Raw genomic sequence first — 9,053 nt, 5'->3', positions numbered from 1 at the left:
CGAAAAGCGGAGTGTATTTCCGAAGCGGTCATTAAGAGCAATCCATTACTTCTAAATTTCCCTACCCTTAATTTGTTCGTCTTTAGATTGGATCCTTTTAATTATGTCCCAACCCCTTTTTATTTACCAAATCATGATGAGTACGTCTGTTTCTTCGTAAGAAGCTCCTTCATCTCTTCCGGTGGTAAAGGCTTACTAAAGTGGAAACCCTGATAATACGAACAGTGGTTTTCCATCAGAAACTCTAATACTTCCTCATCCTCTACCCCTTCTGCAATGACTTCCAATTTAAAAGCATCCGCCAGTTGGATCATCGCTTTAACGATTTCAGCATCACTGGGATCGTGAAGAACACCTTTTATAAATGTTTGATCTACTTTTAAATAATGGATAGGGAACTGTCTCAAATAGCTGAGAGAAGAATAGCCGGTTCCGAAATCGTCAATCGCCAGTGAAACACCTAATGCTTTTAAGTCCTGCATTGTTTTAATGCAAGCTTCTGTGTTTCTCATCACACTATTTTCCGTGATTTCGATTTCCAAGAATTGAGGCTCCAACTGCGTCTCTTTTAAAATCCTGTGGATCTTCTCAGCAAAGTTTTTCCGCTGAAATTCATTCGCTGACACATTGACCGCAACCCTCTCAGGTGCAAAACCTTCCGCGATCCACGTTCTACTTTGCCGACATGCCTCATATAAGACCCATTCATCTATTTGCTCAATCAACCCTGTTTCTTCAGCAATAGGAATGAACTTACCAGGGGAAATATACCCTTCTTCCGGATGCACCCAACGAATTAACGCTTCCATGCCACTAATAAAGCCTGTTTTCACATCGACTTTCGGCTGATAAAACAAGCATAATTCATTATTGCTTATCGCTTCGTGTAAAGCTCCTTCCATCGAAAGCATCTGATTATGGTACTGATTCATTTTCGGCGTGTAAAATAACATGTTTTGTCTGCCATTCATTTTGCACTGATGCATGGCTACATCGGTATGGGCAATCAATTCGTCTGCCGTTGCAGCATCTTCCGGGTAGAGAGCGACACTAATGCTCGCTGTCAAGAAAAGCTGTCTGCCCATCAGATGAATCGGCGAACTGATTTGCTGCAAAAGTTGTTTTCCTAATTGACGAATATCCTTTCGACCTCGATAATCGCCAAGCCGAATCATGAATTCATCACCTCCCAGGCGATATAACTGATCTTCACTGGAAAGAACCTTATTGATTCTTTCAGCCATTATGCGGATGACATGGTCCCCAGCAAGGTGCCCCATCGCATCATTCACATATTTGAATCGATCAAGATTACAGAACATGAGTCCGAAGCTTCTCCCCTTTTCATGTAATTGCTCAGATAAATCTTTTTGGAGCTTACTGCGGTTGGGTAAGTCAGTCAGGGTATCATGAAAAGCCATATGTTGAATACGATTCTCAGCTTTTTCATAAGAGGTAATTTCAACGGAACTCCCGATAATTTCTACAACCTCTCCTCCTTTCCGAACTGGGGAAAGGGTGGTATAAAAAAAACGTCCTTTGTAGAGGTGTTTATAGGATACAACTTTCCCTTTAAAACACTGCTCATATTTTTGTTGGTAAAAGGACGCTTTCTGCCAGCCGAAAATCTCCTTTAACTCTTTTCCTCTCAACCTGTCAGTCGTAAGCTTAAGGTCTCTTGCAAGTCTCCCCTCAAACAGGGCATATTGGTATGTATGATTTTCCGTTTTGAAAACTTTGAACACAAGATTGATCAATGCATCTATAGTTTGCGTGAAGTTATCCTGATATTGACCCGTCAATTGATTTTCTTTTTGCTTATAATCCGTCGTATCCACCCCGAATACGGCAACTGATTCTAATTCATTATTATCATCTCGTTGAGGTAAGATGGTCGTCTTCATCCAAAAAACTTGATTGTTCTTATGTTTAAAGGATAAATCCCCGACAAAAACGTTTTCCCACTTTTTTTCATTCCAATATTGAAAGAAATCTGCATTCCTTTCGTCATCAGTAAGGAGCTGATCGAATGAGAAACCTTCAAGCTCTGCCTTTTGATAGTTTGATAGATTGATGAACTGGTCATCCCATTCATCCACAAACCCGCGCTCATCTAAACACAAAAGAGTTCCAAAATGATGCAAGGAACTTCGAAAGTTTTTAAATGCATCCAGACTAAACAAAACGCTTTCCTTCAGTTTCGTCAAGTCTTCACGTGTCCATTCCTCAAGACCCTCATGAGCCAGTTTTTCGATGAGATGCTGTATCTGATCTAAATTAAATTCCGCCTTTCGCTCTAACCTCATTTTAAACCTCACCTCCTGTCTTTAATCTTTCATCCTTATTCGATCGATTCTATACATCTTGGTCCTTCATTCTTAGCAGCGTTTACGTACTCACTTACTTCATAGGCTTCTAAATCTTCCATACTCATTTGCTCAACAAATTCATGAGCCTGGTCAGGACTCCACTTTATGGGCTCAATCCAAAGATCTTGCTCTTTTTTGGGAAGAATAACAGGCATACGATGGTGAATGTCCTTCATGAAAGCGTTGGCTTCTTGAGTCAGAATCGTACAAGTGAATCGTTCTTCATCATCCTTTTTCCATTGATCCCATAGCCCGGCGAAAGCAAAAAGCTTCCGATTTTCAAGAGAGATTCTGAAAGGCTGCTTTCCGGAATCTGTCTTTCTCCACTCATAAAAACTGTCCGCTATGATCAAGCAGCGCTTTTTACCCATTAATTTCTTGAAACTAGGCTTCTCATGAGCCGTTTCGCTTCTGGCATTAATTATTTTATATCCGATCTTCGGGTCCTTCGCCCAGGAGGGCACTAACCCCCAATGCATGTATCCGGCGCGTCTTTCTTCTCCATTATGAATAACAGCCAATACTTTCTGCCCAGGGGCGATATTGTACCTGGGTTCATAATCTTGAAGCGAATGAGGAATACCGAACTCCTCTTCTATTTCAGCTTTGTCAGCAAAAAGTGTAAAACGTCCACACACAAAAATCCCCTCCAATATAATGTTCATCAATTAACACAAGGTGAAAAAAATACTATTAATTAATGTAACCAAAGCGAAGTGAATTAAGACTATCATACTAGAAATGATTACCTTTTGACAGTTGCTTGTTGATACAATTTTATATTGAGAAAGTAAAAGCGCCAGACACATTATCTGGCGCTTTCTGTTGGTTATTGAGATAATCCATGCATAATGAAATGAATGGTGCGATCTATTTCTACATCATCATTCCACTCCAAATCCGGTGCAATAATAAAACGGGTAACAAGAAACCCTACGATTGCTGATATAATCATCCTAATCATTGTTGAATTCGGAAAATCAACCAGCTTCCCATCCGCTTTCAAGTGGTTGAGTGCTTCTTCGAATTTTGGGAACACCTCTTTCAAAAACACCTCTTGAAAACGTTCTTGAAGTTCAGGGTGAAAAGCGACCTCCTGAATGACAATGCGCAACAATGGAGCATTCTCTTTTGCGAAGTGGAATCTGTTCTTAAGCACCGTTCGCAACAATTCCTCGAATTCCTCGGGAGGTTGACTGAACACGTTTTTTGCAAAATGAGTCGCAAAAAACGGAAGTGTAAACTTTGTCATGAATGGAGTGACAATAGATATCAGCAATTCCTTTTTTGTTTTATAGTGACGAAAGATCGTCCCTTCGGCCACATTGGCCCGTGAAGCAATTTCACTGGTAGAAGATGAAGCGTACCCTTTCTCAGCAAATATTTCAACAGCAGCCTGGAGAATTTGAGCTTGCTTCGGTGTCAGTTCTTCTTCTGTGCTATGCTCCATTTCTTCTAAAATGTTCTCGAAATCTTTCATACGCTTGCCTCCTCGGCATCTTCTGTCTCTATTATAAACTGCGGTGACGCTTCAATGCGAATATATTAAGAATCGTAAATAGCAAGGCAAACCCAATTAATATATAGATGTCAGTTTGGAAATCCGCCCATCCTTCTCCTCGAAGCATGATTCCTCTTAACGCCTCCGCTCCAAAGGTAAGAGGCATAACTTTTCCTATGGCTTGAAGCCAAAAGGCAAGACCTTCAATACGAAAAAGTCCTGAGAAAAAGACTTGAGGAACAATGACGATCGGAATGAACTGAATCATCTGGAACTCATTTTTGGCAAACGCTGACAACAAGGTGCCTAAGCTTAAGGCAGTCATGGCTAATAAAAAAGTAACGAGTAAAACATATAAGAATGCCCCCGTCATGAACAGGTCTAAAACATAGATCGAGTAAGCGGCAATGAATAAGGATTGTAATACCGTAAATAGTCCAAATCCACCTAAATAACCGAAAACCAACTCACTACGTTTGATGGGAGTAGACAAAAGTCGTTCGAGGGTCCCTTGGGTGCGTTCTCTCAAAAAAGAGACTCCGCCTACAATAAACACGAAGAAGAATACGAAAAATCCAATGAGAACTGGCCCTATATAATCAAACAAGTCCATATCCTCTGATCCATGCCAGAATTTGACTTCAAACTGCTGCTCAACACCTTTACTTAGAGCGCTTTTAAGCTCCTTCTGAACTGCTCCGGCCGTATTAGGGTCACTTCCCTCAAGCGTAATGACCGGCTTATTTTCCTTCCATTGAATCATTCCATCGATATCAGCTTCATCCAAGGCATTTTCTGCTTCAGCCAATGTCATGTCTGTCAATTGGAAATCTTCTGACTCCAATTTTTCAACGAACGGATCAGGTACATCAACGACCGCGACTTCAAGCGCAGAACTCTCACTATCAAGGACGAGCCACATGAGTGTGAGTACAAAAATCGGAGCAATAATCATCAAAGCCATGCTTCTTTTATCACGTCGAAATTGAATCAGTATTCTCTTCATTACCGTCAATGTGTTCATTTGTCCCCACCTCCATAATAAAGAAACACTTCCTCTAAGGTCCTTGCACCTATCCCCTCTTTCAGTAATTGAGGAGAGTTCAAGGCAATCACTTTACCAGAACGGAGCATTGCTAAACGATCACACTTTTCCGCTTCGTCCATAACGTGGGTCGTGACGATAATTGTGACTCCATCGCTTTTCAATCGATTCAATTCATCCCAAATCGATTGTCTCAAGACAGGATCGATCCCTACCGTCGGTTCATCGAGAATGATCAGCTTTGGTTCATGTACAAGGGCTGCAGCAAGGGACAACCTGCGTTTCATTCCTCCAGAGAACGTTTCTACAGTTTTATCTAGGTGATCTGTTAAATCAACCATATCCATGACTTCCTTAATTCTTTCCTTTTTCCTCGCTTTAGGCATTTTATATAAAGAGGCAAAAAAGTCCAGGTTTTCTCTTGCCGTCAATTCTTGATAAAGAGCATCTGATTGTGCCATGAACCCATATTGTTTCATTTGATTTAACGAAGGCATTTTCTCACCATTAAGAAAAACGTCTCCCTTTGAAGGGCTCAATACTCCGGTCATCATTTTCACAAGCGTTGTTTTACCAGCACCTGAAGGACCTAACAAACCAAAGATCTCACCTTCTTCGATAACCAGATTAACATCCTTAATAATTGTCGTCTTTCCGAATTGGTGAGATATTTGATTCATTTGCACAATATCCATCTGCAAAACCTCCATTCGTTTGTGAGTGATTACTCACTCTTAATATTACACTTTTTAAACAAAAAGTAAAGTGAGTAATCACTCATTTACTGGATAAAAAAATACAACCCGAAGGTCGTATATAGTCAGAAACCGAAGCGGCGGTTTATTTTGTTTTGATATTTATGAAAAGCACCAGATTGGTTCAACTTCCGCTTTTCCATCATCAAGTCAAAACGTATTCGCTTCTCAGAAAGCTCTTTTTTTACATTGGCAGATTTCTCTGGATCTTTGATTTCTTCAAGCAATTCTTCCAGCTGGACGATTTCTTTTTGTAGCTGCATCTCCTCAGGGAGCATATTCGCGTTTTTCAAAATTCGATAGCTGTTCCGCATTTCAGCTGGAACATAAGCGAGGTCATCTTTAGGAAGAGGTTTCCCTTTTCCAGGCAAATTCTCAAAATCTCCATTTTCAATCGACTGCTTAATCTTCTCTTCGATCAAGTGACCAAAATCCATAAAGACCCTCCTTTTATCAAAGGCTATGCTTTCCGCAGCATCTTTTCCAAAGTTCCCCTAAGACTTCCGGACAATGCATCGACCTTTAGAATACGTTTTATTCGATGATGATTGTGCCTGTCGTTGTACCGAACATCATTGACTTCACTGACAGAAACTTCGTCAGGATGCTGTTCAATCAAAGTCATCATATCCCCTGGCGTCACATTTCCTTCTTTCAGAACGCTCATATAAAAACCCGTGAACCCACTTGCTGTCACTTGAGCGGGGAAGTCATCGATTCCGTGAGTACGTGCAATAATATAACAAGGCTTACGGGGTTCAGTAATTTGAACAATCGCTTCTCCCAGCTGAAAAATATCCCCGATATGGGTACCCGTTTCTTCAATACCCTCAACAGTTACGTTCTCTCCGAACGCCGGTATAGAAAACGAGATTCCATAATGTTTTTCCCAGTGACGATAGTGCTGGGCAGGATAGAGGCATACCGCCTTATCACGACCGCCATGATTTTTTTTATCGGCTTGCTCATCCCCTTTAAAATTCAAATAAGTTAAGAAAGTCGTCTCATTTACAGGTGTTTTTCGGTACGCACTTTCCAGGTCACCTTTATCTGTTTGATAAATTTCTGGACGACCTACATTCAAGGAAAGCAATTTATATTTCATTCAACGTCCCCTCTCTCCATTTTAGTACCCATGCAGGAAGATAATCGTAACTCCATGCATCCATCGGATAATCGATAAAAATCTCTTCTCCATTTTCGTATAAAACTTGAATTAATTCATTGATCGCTCCGAAGTAATATGTGTAGAGGAACTCATAGCTAAACGGTTCTTTCGGCATATGATTCTCTGCGCACACTTGAGGATCACTGTAGTTCAAATAAGTACGGCATGGAATCGGACGAACTTCGTAAGCCATACATAACTGCGTCTCCGGGTCCAGCATTGGGCAGGGGAGATTCAACTGTTTGTAAGCGAGCTTCGTTTGCGGGTCCTCGGGATCCATGGAAAACGCCTTTTCAAGCTTCCCCGACTGATCCTTATAATAGTTTTCCCAGTGACGGAAGATCGCATTTTTTCTTTCTTCGGAAAATTGTTCAATTGAACGAAACATAATTTTCGCTTCCATCCGACTCACTACAATAGGAAAATAGCAGCAAAAAGCACAACCTTTGAAGCAATTGGGCTTCATATCACTATATGATTCCATTCTCTCAATTTCGTTATCAACTTCAGCCAATAAACTCTGAAAACCTTCAAGAATTACCTCTTCGGTATCCAATTCACTATTTAAAAGGTCATCCACAATCCTATCGAAAAATCCCGGGTCTATTTCATAGTCCTGATTGATCCGTTCGCATTTATTCAGGATTTCTTGATGTTTAAGAAAACGTGTCATTAGGTAAAACTCCCCCATTTAGCGTTGCCTCTATTATACATGTTTATCCACCCTTTTAACTACTCAATTCTCCACCAATTTCCTCTTGTTAGACCCCCAAAAAACTTTTATCATGATAGAATGTCTTATAAGAGAATCTGTCATCTTTGGAGGTACGTCTAAATGTTAGCAAATGCTGAAATCGGTATCGATCTTGGTACAGCAAATATACTAATCTATTCTAAGTCTAAGGGAATTCTATTAAATGAGCCATCTGTCGTAGCTTATAATACCGAAACGAAAAACGTCGTCGCTGTAGGGAAAGAAGCAAAGGAAATGGTCGGAAAGACCCCAAGGAACATTATTCCAGTGCGACCACTGCGTGACGGTGTCATCGCAGATTATGATATGACTGCACAAATGTTAAAGGAACTCTTGAAGAAAGTCTCGAAAAAATCAGGCATTTCTATGCGCAAGCCAACCGTTGTCATCTGTACACCATCCGGGTCCACATCCGTAGAACGCCGTGCGATTCATAATGCAGTGAAAAGCTATGGAGCGAAGCATGTGCATCTAATCGAAGAACCTATCGCTGCTGCTATCGGAGCAGACTTGCCTGTCGATGAACCTGTAGCGAACGTCATCGTGGATGTAGGTGGAGGAACAAGTGAAGTTGCCATCATCTCATTCGGTGGTGTTGTTTCTTGTAAATCCATCCGCACAGGCGGAGACGTTATGGACGAAGAAATCATTCAATATGTGCGTAAAGCCTATAATGTATTGATCGGCGAACGAACAGCTGAACAAATCAAAATGGAAATCGGCTATGCATTGGTCGAACATCCGGAAGTGATGATGGACGTCCGCGGTCGCGATATGGTGACCGGCTTACCGAAAACAATTGAACTGAAATCTACAGAGATTCAGTCCGCTTTGAAAGAATCATTGGAGCAATTACTTGAGACGATTCGTGCGACCTTAGAGGAATGCCCGCCAGAACTAAGTGGAGACATTGTCGACCACGGCGTTATCCTTACAGGAGGCGGCTCATTATTGAACGGGATGCAAGAATGGCTATCTAATGAAATCTCTGTCCCTGTTCATATGGCCCCAAGCCCATTAGAATCTGTTGCTATCGGCACTGGCCGCTCATTGAAAATGATTCAAAAACTACAAAAAGCTAGCAAGTAAACATTAGTGTGGATGCGACTGTTTTGCAACGTACGGACTGGACTGAACTGACGGAGATAAAGGAAACACGGTGAGCGTAGTGAACCGATGTTGACTTATCGTACAGAAGTGAGAGAAGTCTCGCTAGTTGCTAGGAGCTGGAACCGGATAACATTAGTGCGGAAGCGACTGTTTAGTAAAACCCCGTTCAAGATAAATCATCTTGAACGGGGTTTTTTATAATTATCTAAAAACATTTTGTCAATTTAACTTATTCGGCTAAAGCTCCCTATTCCGGAAGACTCAGTTTCGAGACTTTTTATGTTTCCGTTGCCTTGGATAGAAAAAGGTGGTCCGGGAAATCACTCGCTTTCCATGGGCATGTGGTGAGCT

9 protein-coding genes are annotated in these 9,053 nt (G+C 41.2%); 1 reads left to right on the top strand and 8 read right to left on the bottom strand.

Features of this window, described 5'->3' with window-relative positions; all coding sequences use genetic code 11:
• Positions 1–131: 131 nt before the first annotated feature.
• The 8 genes from LD39_RS03235 to LD39_RS03200 form a co-directional block, all read right to left on the bottom strand.
• Positions 132–2,306, bottom strand: coding sequence for an EAL domain-containing protein (locus LD39_RS03235; protein WP_035542851.1), 2,175 nt, complete (start codon positions 2,304–2,306; stop codon positions 132–134).
• Positions 2,307–2,341: 35 nt separating this feature from the next.
• Entirely contained in the window at positions 2,342–3,007 is a 666-nt protein-coding gene (locus tag LD39_RS03230; RefSeq protein ID WP_035542849.1) for an SOS response-associated peptidase, read from the bottom strand.
• 191 nt (positions 3,008–3,198) lie between these two features.
• Positions 3,199–3,849: a TetR/AcrR family transcriptional regulator gene (locus LD39_RS03225; RefSeq protein ID WP_035542848.1), complete on the bottom strand. Its 651-nt coding sequence runs from the start codon at positions 3,847–3,849 to the stop codon at positions 3,199–3,201.
• A gap of 31 nt (positions 3,850–3,880) precedes the next feature.
• Entirely contained in the window at positions 3,881–4,894 is a 1,014-nt protein-coding gene (locus LD39_RS03220; RefSeq protein ID WP_035542847.1) for an ABC transporter permease, read from the bottom strand.
• The gene (locus tag LD39_RS03215; RefSeq protein WP_035542844.1) at positions 4,891–5,610 is read right to left on the bottom strand and encodes an ABC transporter ATP-binding protein; all 720 of its coding nucleotides are present in this window, start codon (positions 5,608–5,610) and stop codon (positions 4,891–4,893) included. The genes LD39_RS03220 and LD39_RS03215 overlap by 4 nt, the downstream gene beginning before the upstream one ends.
• A gap of 125 nt (positions 5,611–5,735) precedes the next feature.
• Entirely contained in the window at positions 5,736–6,107 is a 372-nt protein-coding gene (locus LD39_RS03210; RefSeq protein ID WP_035542842.1) for a DUF1992 domain-containing protein, read from the bottom strand.
• 23 nt (positions 6,108–6,130) lie between these two features.
• The gene (locus tag LD39_RS03205) at positions 6,131–6,775 is read right to left on the bottom strand and encodes an MOSC domain-containing protein (RefSeq protein ID WP_035542838.1); all 645 of its coding nucleotides are present in this window, start codon (positions 6,773–6,775) and stop codon (positions 6,131–6,133) included.
• Positions 6,765–7,511 (bottom strand): YkgJ family cysteine cluster protein, encoded by a 747-nt coding sequence (locus tag LD39_RS03200; protein WP_035542837.1) that lies wholly within the window; start codon positions 7,509–7,511, stop codon positions 6,765–6,767. The genes LD39_RS03205 and LD39_RS03200 overlap by 11 nt, the downstream gene beginning before the upstream one ends.
• A gap of 162 nt (positions 7,512–7,673) precedes the next feature.
• Here LD39_RS03200 and mreBH point away from each other — a divergent pair, with 162 nt between their 5' ends.
• On the top strand, positions 7,674–8,681 hold the full coding sequence (mreBH, locus tag LD39_RS03195) for a rod-share determining protein MreBH (RefSeq protein ID WP_035542834.1): 1,008 nt from the start codon (positions 7,674–7,676) through the stop codon (positions 8,679–8,681).
• The last annotated feature ends 372 nt before the right edge of the window (positions 8,682–9,053 follow it).

The organism is Halobacillus sp. BBL2006 (assembly GCF_000786645.1).
In the GTDB taxonomy this organism is placed as follows: domain Bacteria; phylum Bacillota; class Bacilli; order Bacillales; family Halobacillaceae; genus Halobacillus.
Note: the sequence above shows the minus strand (reverse complement) of the source record. Positions and strands in the feature narration are given on the sequence as shown.

Coding starts and splice junctions, on each gene's coding strand:
- LD39_RS03210 (WP_035542842.1), bottom strand. CDS start 6,107: ATGGATTTTGGTCACTTGATCGAAGAGAAGATTAAGCAGTCGATTGAA.
- LD39_RS03200 (WP_035542837.1), bottom strand. CDS start 7,511: ATGACACGTTTTCTTAAACATCAAGAAATCCTGAATAAATGCGAACGG.
- LD39_RS03225 (WP_035542848.1), bottom strand. CDS start 3,849: ATGAAAGATTTCGAGAACATTTTAGAAGAAATGGAGCATAGCACAGAA.
- LD39_RS03215 (WP_035542844.1), bottom strand. CDS start 5,610: ATGGATATTGTGCAAATGAATCAAATATCTCACCAATTCGGAAAGACG.
- LD39_RS03220 (WP_035542847.1), bottom strand. CDS start 4,894: ATGAACACATTGACGGTAATGAAGAGAATACTGATTCAATTTCGACGT.
- LD39_RS03235 (WP_035542851.1), bottom strand. CDS start 2,306: ATGAGGTTAGAGCGAAAGGCGGAATTTAATTTAGATCAGATACAGCAT.
- LD39_RS03205 (WP_035542838.1), bottom strand. CDS start 6,775: ATGAAATATAAATTGCTTTCCTTGAATGTAGGTCGTCCAGAAATTTAT.
- mreBH (WP_035542834.1), top strand. CDS start 7,674: ATGTTAGCAAATGCTGAAATCGGTATCGATCTTGGTACAGCAAATATA.